The following is a 19,076-nucleotide window of genomic DNA, read 5'->3' on the forward strand; positions in this document are numbered from 1 at the left end:
CAGTGAATCGCGAAGCACGTATTTTCGAATCTTTGACAAAAGCTCTTGCTCCTTCGGTTCTGGAAATCGAAAACGAGAGCCATATGCACTCCGGTCCGGCAAGTGAATCGCACTATAAAGTTTTGATCGTATCGTCTGCGTTCGAAGGAAAATCTCGTGTTGATCGTCAGCGCAGTGTTAATGATGCCTTGAAATCTGAATTTAGTGCAGGTTTGCATGCCCTGACGCAAAAGGCCCTAACCCCTGCAGAGTTTGAAATGCACAAAGACGCACTTAATTTTATTTCTCCTGAGTGTCGTGGTGGTTCCAAAAGACTTCCCAAATAGCATTCGCTCCTGATCTAATATTCCAGATGAAATTTGTGTTTCTGTTTCTTATTTTTTTCAGTCTGTCGTGTCCGGCGATAGAACCACTTAGGGTGGCTGCCGTGCAGGGGCCGCCTCACGTGATGAATGCGGAGGCTAATCCGGCACAGGGGTCGGGCCCGGATTTCATGATTAAGTATGTTTTTTCGGAGTTAAAAAAGAAATTCAAAATCGATGTGGTTTGGAAAAGTTCTCCTTTTAAAAGAGAACTTCGCGATTTGGAAAACAATCAAATCGATGTTTTATTTTTCATCGTCAAGACTCCGGAACGAGAAAAGGTTTTCGACTATTCAGCAGAACCTTTCATTTCTGAGCACGCTGGAATCATCGTACCTAAACATTTTCATAAAGGTAAAAACTTTGCGTCGATAAGTGATTTTGCCGGTAAGACGGTGGGTCTGATGGCCGGTGCCTCAATGCCCCCAGAATTTAAACAATATAAAATAAAGACGATCACATTGTCGGGAATTGATCTGGGGGAGCGTCTTTCTAACCTAGTGGAAACGAATCGAATTGATGGTGTTTTTGTTCATCTTTCATCGGTGACTCGGGAAATGGTTGAATCACACAAGTACCCCAATTTAAAGAGTGTCGAAATTACGGATATCCCTATGTTCAATGTGTACGTGGCGTTTAGCAAAAAGCTTTCCCCTGAAATCAAAAGTGAAATTGATAGCCTGCTTAAGGCGAACCGCAAATTTTACCGTGCTAAAAATTAAGCGCCGCCCCAGCTTCGATTAGTCTTCAAATTGTGCGAGCTTGGATTTCAACTCACCCAGAAGTTTTTTGACTTCCTGCAGCTGTTCCTGCTCAGGGGACACTTTGTTGGTCATTGTCTCAGTGATAACATCCCACGAATCCAGAGCCTGTTTAAGGTCTGCATTGAGATTGCCAAAGAGGCTTTTTTTGCCTGTCTCTTTAGCAGTGGAAGCAGTCGTTGCTTCTTTCTCAGTTGTGTTAGCGCGCGTCGTACGTGCCGTTTCAATGATGTCGTTACTCATGAACCAATTCTGTAAATTTAATGTATCGGACGTGCATCATGCACGAAGGCGATAGTGTTATCGTAGGAACTCCATTTGACAAGCATTTTCACTCTTAATAAATTGGCGCTTTCAAACGGGGTGACATCATGTCTCAAGAGATTATCTACACAATGAAAGGTGTAAGTAAAGTATATCCTCCAAATCGTTACGTTTTGAAGGACATTTACCTTTCTTACTTCTACGGAGCTAAAATCGGTGTTCTGGGTCTGAATGGATCTGGTAAATCCACTTTGCTTAGAATCATGGCAGGAACAGACAAAGACTTTTTGGGGGAAGCTTTCCCTTCGAAAACGATGAAGGTGGGTTACTTCGAGCAAGAACCTCAACTGGATGACGCTTTGACTGTTAAAGAAAACATCTTTGCGGGTATGGGCGAGCTTCCTAAGGTGATGGCGGAATACAATGCGATCAACGATAAGTTTGCAGATCCAGATTTGGATCCGGATGAAATGAATAAACTCATCGATAAGCAGGGTGCTCTTCAGGAAAAATTGGATGCTTTGGGCGCATGGGACGTCGATCAAAAGATCGAAATCGTGATGGATGCTCTTCGTTGTCCAGATGGCGACATGGGTGTGACGAAGCTTTCCGGTGGTGAAAAACGCCGTGTGGCTTTGGCTCGTTTGATCATGTCGGAGCCAGATATCTTGCTTTTGGATGAGCCAACGAATCACTTGGACGCAGAATCTGTGGCATGGCTTGAGCAATATCTTTCTAAGTTCCCAGGAACTGTTATTGCCGTTACCCATGACCGTTATTTCTTGGATAACGTTGCGGGTTGGATTTTGGAATTGGACCGCGGTGAAGGTATTCCTTGGAAAGGGAACTACACTTCTTGGTTGGAACAAAAAGACAAGCGCACAGCGAACGAACAAAAAGATCAGGCTCGCAAAGCTAAAACTTTGGAAAAAGAGTTGGATTGGATTCGTCAGGGAGCTAAGGCTCGTCAGGCGAAATCTAAAGCGCGTATCTCTAACTACGAAAACCTGTTGAAGGAAGCATCTCCGGAGAAAATTCAAGAGATGTCTATCTACATCCCACCAGGGCCTCGTTTGGGTGATATCGTTGTTGAAGCCAAAGGTATTACGAAGGCTTATGATCACAAAGTTCTTTTGGACGACGTCAGCTTTACGATTCCTCGTGGTGCGATCGTGGGTGTTATCGGGCCGAATGGTGTCGGTAAATCCACTTTGTTCCGTATGATCACAGGCAAAGAATCTCCAGATTCTGGAACGTTCAAAGTCGGTGAAACAGTGAAGATTTCATACGTGGATCAAACACGTGAGACCTTGGATCCGAACAAAACGATCTTTGAAGAGCTTTCTGGTGGCGCCGATGTGATCCAATTGGGTACACGTGAGATTCCATCTCGTCAGTACGTTTCCTGGTTTAACTTCTCTGGTTCTGACCAACAAAAGAAAGTCGGTCAGTTGTCAGGTGGTGAGCGCAACCGTGTGAACATGGCGAAAATCCTTAAAGAGGGTGGAAATCTTTTGCTTCTGGATGAGCCAACGAATGATTTGGACGTAAACACAATGCGTGCCCTCGAGGAAGCGCTGTTGGAGTTCGGTGGATCTGTTGTGGTGATTTCGCATGATCGTTGGTTCTTGGACCGCGTCTGCACTCACATCATGGCGTTCGAAGGGGATTCTAAAATTGAATTCTATCCTGGAAACTTCACGGAATACGAAGAAGACCGCAAAAAACGCCTGGGCGAAAATGCAGGGCCAAAACGTATAAGATTTAAGATGGTTTAGTTAAAAACGGAGCTCTCACTCGGCTAGGGGTAGCTGTAAGGTGACCTTGGTTCCTTGCGGGTGAGAGTCGGTCACGGTCTCGGCGGATGTGACTTCGATCGATCCGCCCAGCATTTGAATGTATTCCTTCACCAAAGGCATACCATAGCCGGTGCCTTTTTCGCCATGAGTCCCAGCACGATTGGTCTGGCAGGCAATGTTGAACAGATTTTCCAGAATCTCTGGTGGGATGCCCACACCATAATCCTGAATAACAATTGAAACGACCTGTTCCTTGGTGAATACACGGATATCGATGCGATCACCTGGATGAGAGAACTTAACGGCGTTGCTGATGATGTTTAAAAGCACCACGTTCCCTAGAATCGTTTTTTCAGCGTTCACCAACATCTTGTCTCGGGACATATCTAAAGAGAGCTTAATACCCTTTGGGGCCGCTAAAGCCTCGGCATTTTCATAGATGTCGTTCAGGATTTTTGCCAAAGACATCGGGCGCAGGGGGAGTTTCGCTTTTCCATCCTTAACCGATTTTAAGTGGCGCACCTGATTTAGGAGATTGTTGATCTCCTGAACAGCGCGTTCCATCTTTTCCAGCTCATTGCCTCCCGTAGACTGCTCTTCTTTGGCGCGAATCAGCTGGAGAGTCATGGATGACAGGGTGTTGGCGATATCGTGCAATAGCACGCGCAAAAGGTTTTCCACGTCGTTGTGCTTTTCACGCAGGTTCTGGGTGTAAGCGGCTTCGTTACGCAAATAGACATGAGTAGTGAAGCTTGTGAAACCAATAAAGACGATCAAATTCAAAATCAGTTCTTCCCGAAACACTTCGGGGGAGGGAATCAGATTGGGGCCCGTTTGCATATTGTGGTTTAGCCAAAACACTGTGAAGGTGGCGGCGACACAAAAGTATCCCGAGATCGCGCCCCGAGTTCCGAATAGAATCGCCGTCGCCAGTGGAACCACTGCCAACCAATAAATCCCCGGGGCAAACAGCCCGCCAGTCAAATGAATCAGCATGATCATCACGAACACTAAAGAGAGCAATAACAGAACAGCTGCATGGGCATAGAGCTTAAAGCGGTACCATAGCAATGGTGGGCCCAGCAGGATCGTCACAAATAGCGGCACCAGGATGTGATTATATTGAGGAGCAGCAAATGCGTAAGAGAAACGATATATATAGAACAAAGACATGAGGGAGCCCACGAAGTACATTATCTTCAAATAGAGCAGACGTTTGCGATGGTCCTCGAACGGGAGGGAAGTAAATACCTTCATGTGTATTTAAAGTTTCGGATTAACGTAAGTTATTCTTAAGACTGGAAAATGGATCTTAGAGTTTCGAAATGTTCCTTTAGCTCCATGAACTGCTGAGCGTTTCCGCCGTGGTCGGGGTGGAGTCTTAAAGCTGCCTGACGAAAGGCTTTTCTCAATTCAGTCTCTGTAAAACCCTCTGACAAACCATGGATCCAGCATTTGAAAAACTCAAAAGCTTGGCTTTGTGCCGGGGAAAAAGAGTGGGGCTTGCGCTGTGGACGAACTGCTGGGCGAGGATATTGTCCACGTGGAGTTTGCAGTTCTGTCTTATTAATCTGACCTAAAAGATAGGCTAAATGGATCGGATCGGAGTCCATGACAGAAGAGTAATTTGCTTGGATCGTTGGGGTCTCACCCATCTTTTCGCGCAAAATTTGTTTGAAACTCGTCTGAAAACTCATGCCTTTCTATTCGGAAAACCATGGTTTTCAAGGAGTCTAGAGGTGTGAGGTGGATCAAAATTAGACCTTTTTCCCTCGAGAAAAGGCGGTTTCTCGAGGGAAAACAGGCGTTTTTCGACGTGAAAAGGCCGTCTTCAGAGGGAAAAATGCGGTTTTTAGAGGGGGTGCGAAAAAAAATGGGGGTCCTGCATTTTTTTTTGGACAAACGCCTAGACTTGGATACACACTTAACTCATTCGAGATAAACAAGACAATAATCCTAACGGAGGAATTAACAATGGCAAAAGCTACTAAAAAAGCTACTACTAAGAAAGCTGCTCCAAAAAAAGCTGCAGCTAAAAAAGCAACTACTAAAAAAGCTGCTCCAAAAGCAAAAGCTACTACTAAAAAAGCAGCTCCTAAAGCTAAAGCAGCAAAAGCTCCTAAAGCTAAATCTGCTCGCAAACCAAATGCAGCATTCATGAAAGCTTTGACTCCATCTGCAGCTTTGGCAGCAGTTGTTGGTGCTTCTCCACTTCCACGTACTGAAGTTGTTAAAAAACTTTGGGCTTACATCAAGAAGAACAATCTTCAAGATTCTAAAAACAAACGTAACATCAATGCAGACGCAAAACTTAAAGAAGTTTTCGGCGGCAAAACTCAAGTTAGCATGTTCGACATGACTAAACTAGTTTCTAAGCATCTTAAATAGATCTTAGTTATCTAAGAGTGAAAAAAGCCCGGGTGACCGGGCTTTTTTTTTGCCTTCGTGTCGGGATGGTTGAAAAGCGGCCATCTGCTGCGTTGGAGCGGGCCGTCCTCGCTCCAACGTACATTGAGTACGCCTGCGCTGCGGGCGGCCCACTCCGCCTTGCAGCTGACCACTTTTGAACCATCCCTCGGGCCAGTGTTTTACGATCACGGTATTCTATGGCTGGCTGGCCCTTTCGGGCGCCGCTGTTTTGGCTGGCCGTCGCCTTTCGGCGACTTGGCGCCGCTTTTGGGGTGGGAGTGGGGAGCTTGTTCCTTAGGAACTCGCTGATTGTTCAGGTTTTTGTCTCAGTTTTTTGGGGTGGACTCGGCTTTTGGTTCTGGGGTTGCGGTTCTTTCGTTTGGGTAATCCTTGGCTTGGAAGTGGGAGGGGGGTGTGTTATACCTTCTTCCTATGGGAATTAAGCCTCTTTCTCTTGAAGAGATCAAAAAAATGACTGTGGCCTGCAGGATTGCGGCTGATACTCTTACTTATCTTGAAAAGTATGTGAAAATTGGAATCTCTACTCAGGAGATTGATGAGCTTGCTAATGATTTCATGCAAACTCGTGGGGCTAAGTCGGCTTGTCTTGGTTACCATGGATACCCTAAGTACACTTGTACGTCTGTGAATGAAGTTGTTTGTCATGGGGTGCCTGATTCTTCTGTAATTCTTAAAGATGGCGACATCATCAATGTGGATGTGACGGCTTGGATTGATGGGTTCTTTGGGGATACTTCGCGTATGTACATGATTGGTGATGTTTCTGATGAAGCACGCGATCTTGTGGAAACTGCGCAGTTGGCTCGTGACAAGGGGATTGAGGCGATCACTCCTCGTGGTTTTACGGGTGATATTGGATTTGAAACTTATAAGTATGTGACTCGCAAAGGCTACACGGTCGTTAAAGAGATCGGTGGACATGGCGTGGGGCGTACTTTCCACGATGAACCTTTTGTTCCCGCATTCGGTAAAAAGGGTAAGGGCGAGCGCCTGGTTCCTTTTCACTGTATCACTGTGGAACCGATGGTGAATCAAGGTGTTGAGGATGTGGTGGAGTTTGCTATTCCGAATTCTTCTATCAAGTACTACAACACGGCGGATGGGAAATTGTCGGCTCAGTATGAGCACACCGTGCTTGTTACGGATACCGGCTACGAAATCCTGACTCTTCCATAAATTTTAAATTTAGATTTTTTTAATTAACAAAGGACGTTTTCAAATGGCTCTTACAACGACGAATGGAAAAGCGATGAAAAAGAACGCAAAAGCTGCTGTAGCGGCGAATTCTAAAACAACAACTTCTAAGAACAACCGTGACTTCATGGTTTGCAAAGAGGCTATGGAAAACCCAGAGGTTTTCGCTAAGCTTGCTAAGTGGGGTCGCGAAGAGATCTCTATTGCTGAAACTGAAATGCCAGGTTTGATGGCTCTTCGTAAAGAGTACGGAAAACAAAAACCATTCAGAGGTGCCAAAATTGCTGGTTGCCTTCACATGACTATCCAAACTGCCGTGTTGATCGAAACACTTGTAGAGCTTGGTGCTGAAATCCGTTGGTCTTCTTGCAACATCTTCTCTACTCAAGATCACGCTGCTGTGGCAATTGCTGCTGCGGGTATCCCAGTATTCGCGTGGAAAGGTCTGACTGAGACTGAGTTCAACTGGTGTATCGAACAAACTATCACTGGCTGGGGTAAAGATGGTTTCAACTTGATCCTGGACGACGGTGGTGATTTGACGAACATGATGCATGAACCACGCTTCGCAAAAGAATTGAAGAAAATCATCGGTATCTCTGAAGAGACAACGACTGGTGTTCACAATCTAGAAGTTATGTTGAAAGCAGGAAAGTTGAAAGTTCCAGCAATCAACATCAATGACTCTGTCACTAAATCTAAATTCGACAACTTGTACGGTTGCCGCGAATCACTTGCTGACGGTATCAAGCGTGCAACTGACGTTATGATCGCTGGTAAAGTGTGTGTGGTTGCTGGTTACGGCGACGTAGGTAAAGGTTCTGCGCACTCTATGCGTGGTTTGGGTGCTCGCGTTCTAATTACTGAAATCGATCCTATCTGCGCATTACAAGCAGCTATGGAAGGTTTTGAAGTTGTGACTATGGAAGAAGCAGCTCCACTAGGCGATATCTTTGTAACTGCAACTGGTTGCTGCGATATCATCACTGAAAAGCACTTCACTAAAATGAAAAACAACGCGATCGTTTGTAACATTGGTCACTTCGACATCGAAATCGATATGGCTTGGATGAACAAAAACTCAAAAATCCGCGAAGTTAAACCACAAGTGGACATCCACACTTTGAAAAACGGCAACCAAATCATCATCCTTGCAAAAGGTCGTTTGGTGAATTTGGGCTGTGCTACGGGGCACCCAAGCTTCGTAATGTCGAATTCATTCACGAATCAAGTTTTGGCTCAGTTGGAGCTTTACACAAATCGCGACAAATATCAGGAGATCGCTGTTTACCGTTTGCCTAAGCACTTGGACGAAAAAGTGGCAGCTCTTCACCTTGGTAAATTGGGCGTGAAGTTGACGAAGCTTTCGCAAAAACAAGCTAAGTACTTGCACATGAATCCATCTGGTCCATTTAAACCAGACCACTACCGTTACTAAGTTCTTTTTTTAACAAAAGAATCAAAGCCTCGTTGGTAACAGCGGGGCTTTTTTATTTTAAGGGCTCGTATTCAAAGCGGGGCGGATGTTGGGATATTTGCTCAGATCACCGTGTAGGCGCTCTTTAAGTGCCGCTTCGAATTTAGGAAGATCTTTTTCGAATTTCTTTTTCATAGAAACGTAAACGGGGACTTTTACAAAGGGCTTATCCATTGCCAGGATGGTGCCCCTTGCTTCGGGATTGGCGTTGACGGTAGCTTTGCCGACCTCTCTGATGGTAATACAATAGTCGGTCTTTTTTTCGATGACGGTTTGAATGCAGTGAAATGGATTTGAAGTTTGAATGAACTTCAAGCTCTTTTTTTTTGCCTCGCGAATGATGGCTGCATTGTTTTTAGAGATCGCACCACGATATTTGCGGAGTTTTTTTTCTTTTATAGGGCGAACTTTGGAATAAAAGACGGTCCCTTCCGTTAGCGCCACCGGAAATGAAGTAGTAATGATGGTATCGCGGCCATCTTGGTCAGCTAAGTCATCATAAGCGACTGTGTCCACACTTCCTGATTTCAGCATTTCGTGAGAGCTGTGAATCGGAACGGGTGTTAAGACCACTTTGTAACCAATATCCGAAAAAGCTTGAATCAGAATATCGTGATACTCTACCAACGCTTTATTGCGCGCGTATTTATAAGGAATCCCCATCGAGACCTCTTGCATAGATTCCGCACTGGCAGCGAATGCCGTCGTCACAAATAGGGATAAGAGCCAATTTAAAATAGGCGCCTCTGAGTATTAAGTTTTAGATGTTTGGAATTTACTAAAGGAAATGACGTTTACAAGAATTTTTTGAATCTTAACTGAATCGTCATGAAGTGAGGGGTGGGGGAAAAAGGAACGGGCAGCCCGGCTCAACGAAGCTGCCCGCAGTGTGAAGGGAGTTTAGAGATTGACAGGGAAGGACAAGCTTACGATATAGCTTTTGTTTTGTCCGTCGATGCCATCTAGGTTCCCAGACAGGGGACCGGCTTTTTCAATTGTAGTTTTGTCATAAGTTGCGTCTTGATACTCAAGGTTTATGCTGACGCTTTTTACGTAAATACCAGCGCCGATGCGGTAACCTTTAAGATCAGAGAACTTCGCGTCCACGCTGTTGATCTCTTGCGGATTCAAAGCGCCCGTCATGATGTAAGTACCCCAAACGCGGATGCCAGCCAGTGGTGTTTGCACACCCAAAGTCAAACCAGCGTCATATGCATCTGAAGATCCATCTCCATTCAATGCTGAAGAGTGATAAGTTGGTTTTGAATAACGACCGTCCACGCCCAAGAAAAGGGATTCATAGACATGCACGCCAAAGCGCAGACCTAAACCGAACCCTTTAAGGTCTTCTTTGGATTCATTGAGTGGTGATGGCCATTTAACTGTTACATCACCAGTTTGATATGTCAGCATCGGCTCGATGAACATACCACCAGGTTTAATATCGCTCGATGATGAAGATTCGGTCGTAGTTTCTGTCGTCGTTTTATCTTGGGCAAATACGGAAGGGGTTGCCAAGAAAGTGATTGCCGCGATACTAAGTGCTTTTTTAAAATTCATTTTGTGCTCCTGTAAAAAAAGTCCTGAAATGAGAGTCGGCGAGATTCCAAGGCGAAACTAGTTCGCCATGTCTTTTACTTCTTCCTTAACTTCGCCAGCGCGATTTTTAATTTTTTTACCTGCGCACTCCATTTTTCCATTCACCATTTCGCAACCAGCTTCCTCAACACGGTTTGCACCTTTTTTGAAATTTTTCTTAGTGTCTTGTGCTGCTTCTTTCGCAGTCTCTTTGATGTCGTTCGCGAAGCTGTAAGATGTGCCAAGCAACAAACCAGCCATTACAAGTGAAGTGAAAAATTTCATAAACATTCTCCTTTATCTCAATTAAACGGGGTTATTTTCCCGTGCATGTTTCATACAGAATGGATATTGCAACTGGGATGCCGAGTGTGAAATGCAAATTAAGCAGATTTCAAACCAAGACTGCCAAACGACGGGGCAAGATTCCACAATGCGAGGTAAAATTGTCACCCCAAATAGGTCCTTGATGATTTCTGGGACTTTCATTTAGAATGTGTGCATATCAACATGTGGGGTACATTGTGAGTGATGATGATTTCAAAGTTTCACCCGAAGACCAAATTCGCTATTTGCTTCGCCGCATAGGCGAGCTGTCTCGTGTCGAAGAGGGTGGAGTGATTGATTTTGAATTGGCAAAAAAGTTGGGTCATCAAATTAAGGGGAATGCCGACACTTTTGAATTTCCCAATTTGACGGCGGCAGCGAAAGAGTTGGAAGCGATGGCTCTGAGCCAGAACGAACTAGGAGTTAAGAACGTAACTCGCACGCTTTTGAATTCTATGCGCGAACAGTTGAAACAACTTGCGCCGTAAAAAAGAAAAAGCCACGGTGTCGAGTCTTCAGGTGACACCGTGGCTTTTAAAGTTTTGATCTAGGACTAGTTTTTGCGATTTCCGCGCATCAATAAGCCACCGATAAGCAGTCCCAAGCCAGCAGCGCCAGCGGCCACGTAAAGTGGATTTTTCTTAGCAATTTTCACAGCTTTATCAGCATATTCCATCGCTGAATCTTTAAAATCAGCTGCGTAATCACTTGCGGCTTGTTTGGCATCGTTGAAATCAACGCTGTTCACTGCATCTTTAGTTTTATTATATGTCGATTTACCTGTTGATACCATTTGGTCTGTAGTTTGTGCCATGTGGCCTCCTTGTTGAATCGTCATGGTTGTGAGAGAGAGACCGCCCCCTTGGTTTCTCGGCGGAGAAATCCAAAGGGGCGGCGGAGAACCCGTGACCGCTGAAGGATCCAGTCACGGAGCGAACAATAACTTTAATTAGTGATTGCGTTTGCGTTCTGCTTCGTCGCGTCCTTGACGAAGTGAATCCTTAGTCGATTCCGCATAGCGATTCATCAAAGAAGATACTTTTTCCGAAGCGTCTTCTTTAGCAAGGCCGTATCGTTGTTGCACGATACCGGCGATCGCTTGAGCATCACCTTTTGTTTTTTCAAATTCGTCGTCAGTGATATTGCCCCACGTTTTGCGAAGCTCACCTTTGATTTCATTCCATTTTCCTTGGATGACATCTTTATTCATAACTACCTCCTTCGGTTGGTTATTCGTATTTTACTAGGATTACTGCTTTAGAAGCTTTGTTTCCTACCAATGCTTGGCGGTTGCCCACGTCGTTTGGTGCGGCGCCAATGTTTTCAAATGTGGATTTTGTTTTGTTGTCGTCTGAGTTTACTAGCTCAGCGAAAAAGCCTGGGCGTTTAGCCATGTTGTGGCCGTCGATATCAGCGTCAGTTTGAAGATCTTTTTTAAAGAAGTCTTTCACAGCTGCCACGCGATCGTCCGCTAGCTTTTTGTCATTGCTCGCAACTTTTTGTCCCTCAGCAGGGTATTCACGGTCAGCCCAAGCCAAAACTTGGATCTCTTTCACTTCGCCGCGAGCATTTGCTACGCCAGCAAGCTGACGAAGTTTTTGCTTCTCGGTGTCTGTCACAGTGTTTTTACCTTGAGGGAAATCTATCACTGTATAATAAGTCGCGCCGACTTCAGCCGCTGCTTGAGAAACTTTGGATGGAGTTTCTTGTTTTGCTTCTTTTGGTTCTGTTGTTGCGCAACCTACTGCGAATGCTGCTGTAGCTGCCAATGCCGCCGTTCCGAAAAGTACTTTTTTATGCAACATAATCGTTATCTCCTTCTTGTCATTTACAGGGCCTAACGCCCCGGACAAAATATCATTATGCATTTCGAGGGCCACTCGACTTTTTTGCTCAAATCAAAATTATAGCTAACAGAATCTGTAAAACATTACGTTTGGGGCAGAAATGGACTTTTGAGTTGTAGCTAAATGCCTCATGGGTTTTTAATTGGCTCATCAACTGGGGGTACAAAAGTTATGAATTCTCCAAAACATATTCTACTTATTGAAGACGATTTGGATCTTGCGGAACTGGCGGTTGCCTATTTCCGACAAAAAGATATTTCGGTTCATCATTGTTCTGAACCGCTCGAAGCACTTCAAAAAATTAAATCTGGCCGAGTCGCGCCAGATGCGATTATCACGGATTTGAATTTGCCACAGATGTCAGGTGTCGATTTCATTCGACAAATGCGCAACGAAGGATTGATGGTACCAATTATTTTGGTCACTGTTTCTAATGACGTCGACACAGCTGTGTCAGCGATTGAAGCCGGCGCTTACGACTTCGTGGTAAAGCCAATTCATTTCCCGCAGTTATTAATCTCTGCACAGCGCGCCTTTAAGTATAACTATTTAAATCGTGAAAATAAAAATCTGCGCGATGCCATCGATCAATCGAAAGGTTTAAGTCCTGACGGTATCATCGGAAAAAGCGAAGGCATTCGTCGCATCATCGAGCTTTCAAAACGCGTCGCAAAAAGTTCTGCGACAGTTTCCATTACGGGAGAGTCGGGTACAGGGAAAGAAGTCTTTGCGAAAGCCATCCATAAATGGAGCACTCGCGCTGACAAACCTTTCGTTGCGATCAATTGCTCTGCCATTCCTGAAAACTTGCTGGAATCTGAACTTTTTGGTCATGCCAAAGGTTCGTTCACCGGAGCTCACGATAAAAAGCTGGGCTTATTCGAAGAGGCGGATGGTGGAACCTTGTTCTTGGATGAAATCGGTGACTTAAATCTTTCACTTCAAGCAAAACTTTTACGCGTGCTTCAAGAAAAAGAAATCAAAAGAGTCGGTGAAAACCAATCACGTTCCATTGATGTGCGCGTGGTAACGGCGACTCACAAGGATTTGCGGGCCGAAGTTCAAGCCAAACGTTTCCGTGAAGACTTGTTCTTCCGTTTGAACGTGATTCCGATCACGATCCCGCCATTGCGCGAGCGCCGCGAAGACATTTTGCCATTGGCGGAGTTCTTCCTGAAAAAATTTGCAGATCTAAATAACTCCGGTATCACCGGCTTTAAGAAATCTGCAAAGGAGTTCTTGCTAACACAAAATTGGCGCGGGAATGTCCGTGAGCTGGAAAACGCGGTGGAACGTGCCGTGGTCCTAAGCTCCGGTCCCGAAATCGATGTTTCGGCCTTCCTATTATTTGATGATGGTCCGATTCAAGAGGAAGCTGACGTGGATGATCGCAAAAATGCGTTTGTCTTCCGTTACGGGGAGACAGTGGCGCCATTGCAGGAGCTCGAGAAAAAATATATCCAGTTCGTCTATGAAAAATGCGACCGAGTTAAAGACCTTACGGCAAAGACCTTGGGGATTGACCGTAAGACCTTGTATCGCAAACTGCAAGATGAAGTCGGTGCTGAATTATCGCACTAAAAAGAAAAGCCGGGGAAACCCGGCTTTTTTTATTTCCGGTAAGGACATTCGTAATATAAACTTAATACAGTTTTTAAGGAGTACTCGAGGCTATGTCGACTGTAAAAGCCGGTTTTATTGCGTTTTCCATAGCGACGTGTATTGGAGCTCTAACATATTATGGGTCTGGTTGTGTTCAGTTTCTTGTTAGAGGTAAAGTCTGTGGTGATGAAGCCATAGGACCACTGTTAATTTTGGAGTTCGTAACAATTCTGTTTGCCGTCACATATCTGGTTAAGATGGTAGCAGAAGCAAAAAAGAACAAGCATTTCAAAAATCCATTTAACAGGGATGATGGTAAGCTTTAATATTGACGAGATGTCTTTGTTATCTGGTATTTGCTTCTGATACTTGACTGTTCAACGTCCAGAAGTCCCAAAGATAACCGATTCCAAAAAGGCCTACGGTCAGTAACCAGATGATTCCCGTGACCCATTTACCCAGGTAAAAGCGGTGAAGGCCGAAATATCCCAGGAAGGTCAAAAGGATCCACGCAACGGTGTAATCGTTTTTTCCGCTGCGATAATTTCTGGCGGCGTCTTTACTCATGCCGGGAATCAGAAAGATATCAATCAACCAACCTAGGCCCGCTAAACCCAACGTCAAAAACCAGATGGTGCCGGTGATCGGTTTGCCATAGTAAAAACGATGAGACCCGGTAAACCCGAAAATCCACAGAATATAACCGATGGTTTTAGAGTGAGTTGGAGTTGGCACCAGTGTCTCCTATCAAATGAAAGAAACTATTTTTTAAAACTCAAATTATCACAATAATGACGAAGTTCTTGGATGCTCTCGCGGATATCATCCAAAGCGCGGTGGCTGTTGGTTTTTTGATAAACGTATTTGAACTTGTTATTGATGATCACTTTCCACGAAGAGACATCGACCTGGCGATAGTGCAGGCGACCCGCAAGATCTGGCATGTACTTATTAATAAACAGACGATCCTGCATGATCGAGTTACCACCCATGACCGGGCGATCTTTGGGATCGGGCCAATGCTTTTTTACCAAATCCACAAGCTTTGCTTCAGCTTGGTCTTCGGGCATTCCATTGGGAACTTTGGCAGTCAGACCGGATTTCTTATGGTGCTCGGTATTCCAAGCATCCATGCTGTCCAAGAATTTTTGCGGTTGCTTCACAACGGTTTCAAAAACATCCAGCTCTTTAAAGTTTAAATCTGTGACGATTGCTGCGACCTCGATGATGCGCTCTTTTTCAACATCAAGTCCCGTCATCTCCATATCAAGCCAAAAAATTTTATCCATGTGATTTCCCGTCGTTAAAACTTATTTTGGCGTAGCGGTGCCAGTTTGCAAAGCTGTTTCAACTGTCTTGATCAGCTTTTTCTCGTCCCAAGGTTTATCGATCAACGCAAACACTCCCAGCCTTTGTGCTTCCTGGATAATGTCTTTCTGACCGTATCCCGTGTGCATGATGAATGGAGTGTTCAGACCGTTCTCACGCATCCATTTAAGAACCTCAATACCGCTTTTCTTGGGCATCTTTTCATCAGACAAAACGGCGTCGTAATGGCCTGATTTAAGCTTTTCGATGCCTTCAATGCCGTTGGCTGCGGTATCGATGGATTGGGCAGAATCTTCTAAAATGGCGGTCAGAACTTCGCGAAGATCTTCTTCGTCATCAATGATTAGGAGTTTGCCGGTACGTACAGGTGCTTGAATAATCATGGGACAAGTATGTCTGAAATAAGTGGGGGAGTCATCGGGTGAACCCCGCAAAAACAGCGGAATCCGCTGTATAGTTGCAAAGAAAAGCCTGAGATTTCCTATGTTTGCACAAAAATGCAGCATCTAACCCCGAATCGGTGTCTATGGTGCATCAGCGAATCGACTGAACTAAAAGAATCATTAAAATTTTTAAAATTAATGTTGATCTGCTGGGGCCGAGTAGCTATAACAAGTCTTCCAAAACACCACTGGGGTGGTAGTTAAGTTGGTTATAACGTCCGCCTGTCACGCGGAAGGCCGCGGGTTCGAGTCCCGTCCACCCCGCCATTTTTTCTCAGAAAACATGGCCAAAATCACCGAAGCTTAGTCTTCGGTTTTTTTATGCCTAAAATCTATTTTGCTAAATTCATCATAAGCTGGCTTCCACTCTTTTTACTGCACGTCAAATATAGGCGTCGGCACCATCAAACGCGGGAAGGGCACCACGTTGTTGAGTCTTGTATCATATTTAAAAACCAAATTTCCGACGGCGAATAAAGCGTAGGGTGCAATCACAGAGCCTCGGAACTCTCCCACATATCGACTGTGAATTTCTTTGGCATTAAGGCGAACGTGATCGAAAATAGTGGAGCGTCGATAGGAATTAATCACGCTGGAGCCGACCCAAGCTGGAAGCTCGCCCCATTTTCCTGCCCACTGCCAATTATAAGAGGTGTAATTGGACATTTGCGCCCCTCCGTTGAGGCGGCACATAGTTTCGTAGGCAATGACAGGATTAACCAAAGTTCCCCCGCGATTGATGACCCTATTATCTGTCACAAGATCGTAACCACTGACGGCATTGTGGGACCCGCTAAAAAGCTCTCTGGCGTAGGCGCACTTGCCTAAATCTACAGAGGGATCGCAGGCAGCGTAATTACCATTCGAGATATATTTAGTGTCCAAATAAAGCGAGTGCTCAGGTCTCAGCGGACATCCCATCCACTCCCAGGCGCTCGCATTGCCATTTGATTTGACCGTGATAACGTCGCCCGCCGCATCCTTCAGTCCTGACGGATTATTGGGGTTCATGATCTTTTGGGCATCAATCCAGTTGTTATTAGACTTGCGCACGTAACTGACTTCGTAAAGACCTACACCCAAATGAATATTTTTAGAGCTTGTGATTTGCAGTGTGGGGGAAGTGGCAGATCCCGTATATTGAATCGCCTGGGCTCGGTCCGTCTCAATAAAAATATTTCCTGCAGCATAAATAGAGCAGCCCACGTCATCAGTTTCGACGTTCAGGTTTTTGAAAAAGACGGTGCCACTCAGAATAATACTGCCATAGCAAACTAAGGTTCCAGAGTTGGTGATATAGTTGCCATATCCATTATTCACGATACTAAGACCACTTAAGCCGGGTTTTGAATTTGGTCCTTTGAACACAAATGAGGTCGTGGAAGCAGATAAACTTGAATCCAAACCAAGAATCTCGGCATCACTCGGAGCCCGAATGACGATCGAAGATTTCTTTTTCAGACCACCTTGTACATAGGGTGGAACTAACTGAGCGGATTCAACGGAGGGAGTGGTATTGATTTGAACAAATCCATCTGTATCCATCAAGATCGAGCCTTGGGAGTCGGTAAGGGGGCGATAGTTATTCCAGGAATTGGTTAAAAAATTAAATAGATTGATTGGCGAAGAATTTGGATCACCGGTTGCCTGTTTAATAAAGTTTTTATCCGTGACCGTGATATCGGGTATATAAATCGATCCCGTCACGCTAAAGGGAACATCGCTGTTGTCGACGTGATACATGGTCGAAGATTGTAAAAAGCCAACCCCTAAAATCCCCGAGGCATTGGTGTAAGCATTGCTGTTCACATTAAAGTCTGTAATCACATCGGCCTGAATCGTCGCATGACAAAGAACGCAGGAAAGAGGATTGCGTAATGCGAGAGCCGGGTACATGCTCATCACATAATTATCCACGTGTACGCCGAAGGATTTGATCACTGTGGTGATGCCGTCTGTTACTGAAAACGTGATAGCGGTAGTATCAGTGGCCGAACCGTGTGCCTGTCCCATTTGCAGTGACAATGTCCCCGTAAAACCACTGACATTGCAACTTGCAATATCCACGTAATATCCATCCGCTGTCGACGCAGAACAGGTCACATTCTGTGGGTCGGGAAAATTAACATCTCCACCGGGATTTACGGTAAAACTCAAATCAAAGACTGCATTTTGAAAACACTTATTTCCGCATTTCTCGGCAGCTGTCCCATTGGCGCCGGGCCACGCGGTCACCGTGAGAGGTTCGTCGACAAAGTTCACTGTCACCGCAATATGTTTTACAGCCGAATGAGGAAACGGTGTCACTTGATCTGAAAATCTAACGGCAATATCGCATGGACCTCCGTTGTGATCGGCTCCCAGATAGCGATTGAAATAATGAGTTGTGGGAACAAATCCCACTTCGCCAGTTGCTGAATCAATAGTGACGCTGCCATAGTCGGAACACTTAGGAGAGTTCGCAGTTCCCAACGCGTAGCTGCCAGCTCCCTCTTCATCTGAAGAGACATCGACGTCCCCCAGAATAAATGATGGAGTTTCATTTCGATCAATAGCGACACTAGAGATCACGTTCAAGCTGGGCGTGACCGTATCTAAAGTGACAGACACATCTGGACTAACAGTGACATTTCCGGCTTCATCACGAACCCAAAGACGAATTGTATGAGTGCCGTCAGGCCCCGGCAAGTTCACATAGTGACTGCCGACCGCACAGCTGGTCCAGGCTGTGCTGTTTAATGCAGGCATTGTTGCTCCGTCCGGAACAAAAGCAATTTGATAATAGGAAGCTCCGCCCTGATTGGTATCAGTACAAGAGTGCAGAGTCATGTCCACAGGATTATCAGAGATATCCGTATAGGTAAGTGAGATACTTGGAATGGAAGGAGCTGTTTGATCCAAAATATAGGCAACAGGAAGAGGGTAACAATAAATATTGCCTGCCGCATCTTTAGCCAAAACACTCATCGCATAACTGCCCTCGGTGGCTAGGGCGGGGAATACTTCCACCTTATAATTTCCACTGTTATCTGCTTTCGTATCACCAAGAACTTGCCCAGAGCAGGTGATTGAATTGTACAGCGTGATTACGGCACCCGGTTCTGTCGTACCCTGCACAGAAGGCGTCGGATTAGGACTTACCGCGGCTGGAAACATATCAGCGGTATCAATCACGGGGATCGTATTATCATAAAAAACGTCAAATGGATTTGCCCCCGAAAGGTTCACATTGTTGTGGTCAACGGCTGCTCCCGGAGGCAGCGTTAGAGAAACCTCACCCACGCCCGTCGGAATCAAAACCACCTTATAGACGGTTTCAGACTGCTGAATAATTTGATCCAACGTAGCGTTCTGAATGATAAAGCGCTCTGAATTGAGTTTTACAGGAGGGTTATTAAACGTAACTAGAACTTCAACCGGTTGTTGATTGGTGTAGTAACCTAGGATGCCGACTGATTTTAGTTCTGCTTTGAGACTGGGATGCTTCACATTGACATTAAGAGAGCACGCACTCACGAAGAGCGCGACAGCGACCCCTAAAAGATAACATGCAAATACGTACATAAAACGTTCCTACCAAAAGTTTCCAAAGGACCGACTCTTTTATTACGGAACGTTTCTTGTTTAGCTAAAGACCACTAATGAGATAAATAGGATTTTATT

Annotated in this window: 22 protein-coding genes and 1 tRNA gene; 10 read left to right on the forward strand and 13 right to left on the reverse strand. The window is 45.1% G+C overall.

Annotation, left to right across the window (positions count from 1 at the left end):
• The first annotated feature begins 2 nt into the window (after positions 1–2).
• Together DOM22_RS06895 and DOM22_RS06900 are read left to right on the forward strand one after the other, a co-directional pair.
• Entirely contained in the window at positions 3–326 is a 324-nt protein-coding gene (locus tag DOM22_RS06895) for a BolA family transcriptional regulator (RefSeq protein ID WP_142699662.1), read from the forward strand.
• A 26-nt stretch (positions 327–352) separates the two neighbouring features.
• Positions 353–1,084, forward strand: coding sequence for an ABC transporter substrate-binding protein (locus DOM22_RS06900; protein WP_142699663.1), 732 nt, complete (start codon positions 353–355; stop codon positions 1,082–1,084).
• A gap of 18 nt (positions 1,085–1,102) precedes the next feature.
• Here the strand turns inward: DOM22_RS06900 and DOM22_RS06905 are convergent, their stop codons facing one another.
• Entirely contained in the window at positions 1,103–1,366 is a 264-nt protein-coding gene (locus DOM22_RS06905; protein ID WP_142699664.1) for a hypothetical protein, read from the reverse strand.
• Between the two features lie 128 nt (positions 1,367–1,494).
• Between DOM22_RS06905 and ettA the strand changes: the two genes are divergently transcribed.
• Complete coding sequence (gene ettA / locus DOM22_RS06910; RefSeq protein WP_142699665.1) at positions 1,495–3,165, forward strand: energy-dependent translational throttle protein EttA; 1,671 nt, start codon at positions 1,495–1,497, stop codon at positions 3,163–3,165.
• 15 nt (positions 3,166–3,180) lie between these two features.
• Here the strand turns inward: ettA and DOM22_RS06915 are convergent, their stop codons facing one another.
• Both DOM22_RS06915 and DOM22_RS06920 read right to left on the reverse strand, forming a co-directional pair.
• On the reverse strand, positions 3,181–4,443 hold the full coding sequence (locus tag DOM22_RS06915) for a sensor histidine kinase KdpD (RefSeq protein ID WP_246845877.1): 1,263 nt from the start codon (positions 4,441–4,443) through the stop codon (positions 3,181–3,183).
• Between the two features lie 35 nt (positions 4,444–4,478).
• A complete protein-coding gene (locus DOM22_RS06920) occupies positions 4,479–4,883 on the reverse strand; it encodes a J domain-containing protein (RefSeq protein ID WP_142699666.1) in 405 nt (134 codons plus the stop codon).
• Positions 4,884–5,160: 277 nt separating this feature from the next.
• Here DOM22_RS06920 and DOM22_RS06925 point away from each other — a divergent pair, with 277 nt between their 5' ends.
• The 3 genes from DOM22_RS06925 (at position 5,161) to ahcY (ending at position 8,248) form a co-directional block, all read left to right on the forward strand.
• A complete protein-coding gene (locus DOM22_RS06925; RefSeq protein ID WP_142699667.1) occupies positions 5,161–5,574 on the forward strand; it encodes an SWIB/MDM2 domain-containing protein in 414 nt (137 codons plus the stop codon).
• 453 nt (positions 5,575–6,027) lie between these two features.
• Positions 6,028–6,792, forward strand: coding sequence for a type I methionyl aminopeptidase (map, locus tag DOM22_RS06930; RefSeq protein ID WP_142702134.1), 765 nt, complete (start codon positions 6,028–6,030; stop codon positions 6,790–6,792).
• A gap of 43 nt (positions 6,793–6,835) precedes the next feature.
• Positions 6,836–8,248 (forward strand): adenosylhomocysteinase, encoded by a 1,413-nt coding sequence (gene ahcY, locus DOM22_RS06935; protein WP_142699668.1) that lies wholly within the window; start codon positions 6,836–6,838, stop codon positions 8,246–8,248.
• A 57-nt stretch (positions 8,249–8,305) separates the two neighbouring features.
• Here the strand turns inward: ahcY and DOM22_RS06940 are convergent, their stop codons facing one another.
• The 3 genes from DOM22_RS06940 to DOM22_RS06950 form a co-directional block, all read right to left on the reverse strand.
• Positions 8,306–8,950, reverse strand: coding sequence for a transporter substrate-binding domain-containing protein (locus tag DOM22_RS06940; protein WP_210415704.1), 645 nt, complete (start codon positions 8,948–8,950; stop codon positions 8,306–8,308).
• A gap of 237 nt (positions 8,951–9,187) precedes the next feature.
• Positions 9,188–9,847 carry a hypothetical protein gene (locus tag DOM22_RS06945; protein ID WP_142699670.1) on the reverse strand — a complete coding sequence of 220 codons (660 nt, stop codon included), beginning with the start codon at positions 9,845–9,847 and terminating at the stop codon, positions 9,188–9,190.
• 57 nt (positions 9,848–9,904) lie between these two features.
• Entirely contained in the window at positions 9,905–10,150 is a 246-nt protein-coding gene (locus DOM22_RS06950; protein ID WP_142699671.1) for a hypothetical protein, read from the reverse strand.
• Between the two features lie 239 nt (positions 10,151–10,389).
• Here DOM22_RS06950 and DOM22_RS06955 point away from each other — a divergent pair, with 239 nt between their 5' ends.
• A complete protein-coding gene (locus DOM22_RS06955) occupies positions 10,390–10,680 on the forward strand; it encodes an Hpt domain-containing protein (RefSeq protein ID WP_168196595.1) in 291 nt (96 codons plus the stop codon).
• Positions 10,681–10,745: 65 nt separating this feature from the next.
• Here DOM22_RS06955 and DOM22_RS06960 read toward each other — a convergent pair whose 3' ends face one another.
• The 3 genes from DOM22_RS06960 to DOM22_RS06970 form a co-directional block, all read right to left on the reverse strand.
• Positions 10,746–11,006: a hypothetical protein gene (locus DOM22_RS06960; RefSeq protein WP_142699673.1), complete on the reverse strand. Its 261-nt coding sequence runs from the start codon at positions 11,004–11,006 to the stop codon at positions 10,746–10,748.
• 135 nt (positions 11,007–11,141) lie between these two features.
• Positions 11,142–11,402, reverse strand: a complete 261-nt coding sequence (locus tag DOM22_RS06965) for a CsbD family protein (protein ID WP_142699674.1) — start codon at positions 11,400–11,402, stop codon at positions 11,142–11,144.
• Between the two features lie 19 nt (positions 11,403–11,421).
• A complete protein-coding gene (locus DOM22_RS06970) occupies positions 11,422–11,997 on the reverse strand; it encodes a hypothetical protein (RefSeq protein WP_142699675.1) in 576 nt (191 codons plus the stop codon).
• Positions 11,998–12,210: 213 nt separating this feature from the next.
• On the opposite strand from DOM22_RS06970, the gene DOM22_RS06975 reads away from it, so the two are divergent.
• Positions 12,211–13,620 carry a sigma-54 dependent transcriptional regulator gene (locus tag DOM22_RS06975; RefSeq protein ID WP_142699676.1) on the forward strand — a complete coding sequence of 470 codons (1,410 nt, stop codon included), beginning with the start codon at positions 12,211–12,213 and terminating at the stop codon, positions 13,618–13,620.
• 92 nt (positions 13,621–13,712) lie between these two features.
• The gene (locus tag DOM22_RS06980; protein ID WP_142699677.1) at positions 13,713–13,967 is read left to right on the forward strand and encodes a hypothetical protein; all 255 of its coding nucleotides are present in this window, start codon (positions 13,713–13,715) and stop codon (positions 13,965–13,967) included.
• Positions 13,968–13,986: 19 nt separating this feature from the next.
• On the opposite strand, the gene DOM22_RS06985 is transcribed toward DOM22_RS06980, so the two are convergent.
• The 3 genes from DOM22_RS06985 to DOM22_RS06995 are packed head-to-tail and all read right to left on the reverse strand — an operon-like array spanning position 13,987 to position 15,353.
• Positions 13,987–14,379: a TM2 domain-containing protein gene (locus tag DOM22_RS06985; RefSeq protein ID WP_142699678.1), complete on the reverse strand. Its 393-nt coding sequence runs from the start codon at positions 14,377–14,379 to the stop codon at positions 13,987–13,989.
• A 23-nt stretch (positions 14,380–14,402) separates the two neighbouring features.
• Positions 14,403–14,930 (reverse strand): oligoribonuclease, encoded by a 528-nt coding sequence (gene orn / locus DOM22_RS06990; protein WP_142699679.1) that lies wholly within the window; start codon positions 14,928–14,930, stop codon positions 14,403–14,405.
• A gap of 21 nt (positions 14,931–14,951) precedes the next feature.
• On the reverse strand, positions 14,952–15,353 hold the full coding sequence (locus DOM22_RS06995) for a response regulator (RefSeq protein WP_142699680.1): 402 nt from the start codon (positions 15,351–15,353) through the stop codon (positions 14,952–14,954).
• 250 nt (positions 15,354–15,603) lie between these two features.
• Between DOM22_RS06995 and DOM22_RS07000 the strand changes: the two genes are divergently transcribed.
• Positions 15,604–15,680, forward strand: a tRNA-Asp gene (locus DOM22_RS07000).
• A 105-nt stretch (positions 15,681–15,785) separates the two neighbouring features.
• Here the strand turns inward: DOM22_RS07000 and DOM22_RS07005 are convergent.
• Entirely contained in the window at positions 15,786–18,977 is a 3,192-nt protein-coding gene (locus DOM22_RS07005) for an Ig-like domain-containing protein (protein ID WP_142699681.1), read from the reverse strand.
• Positions 18,978–19,076: the final 99 nt, after the last annotated feature.

This window comes from Bdellovibrio sp. ZAP7, assembly GCF_006874645.1.
Classification (GTDB): domain Bacteria; phylum Bdellovibrionota; class Bdellovibrionia; order Bdellovibrionales; family Bdellovibrionaceae; genus Bdellovibrio.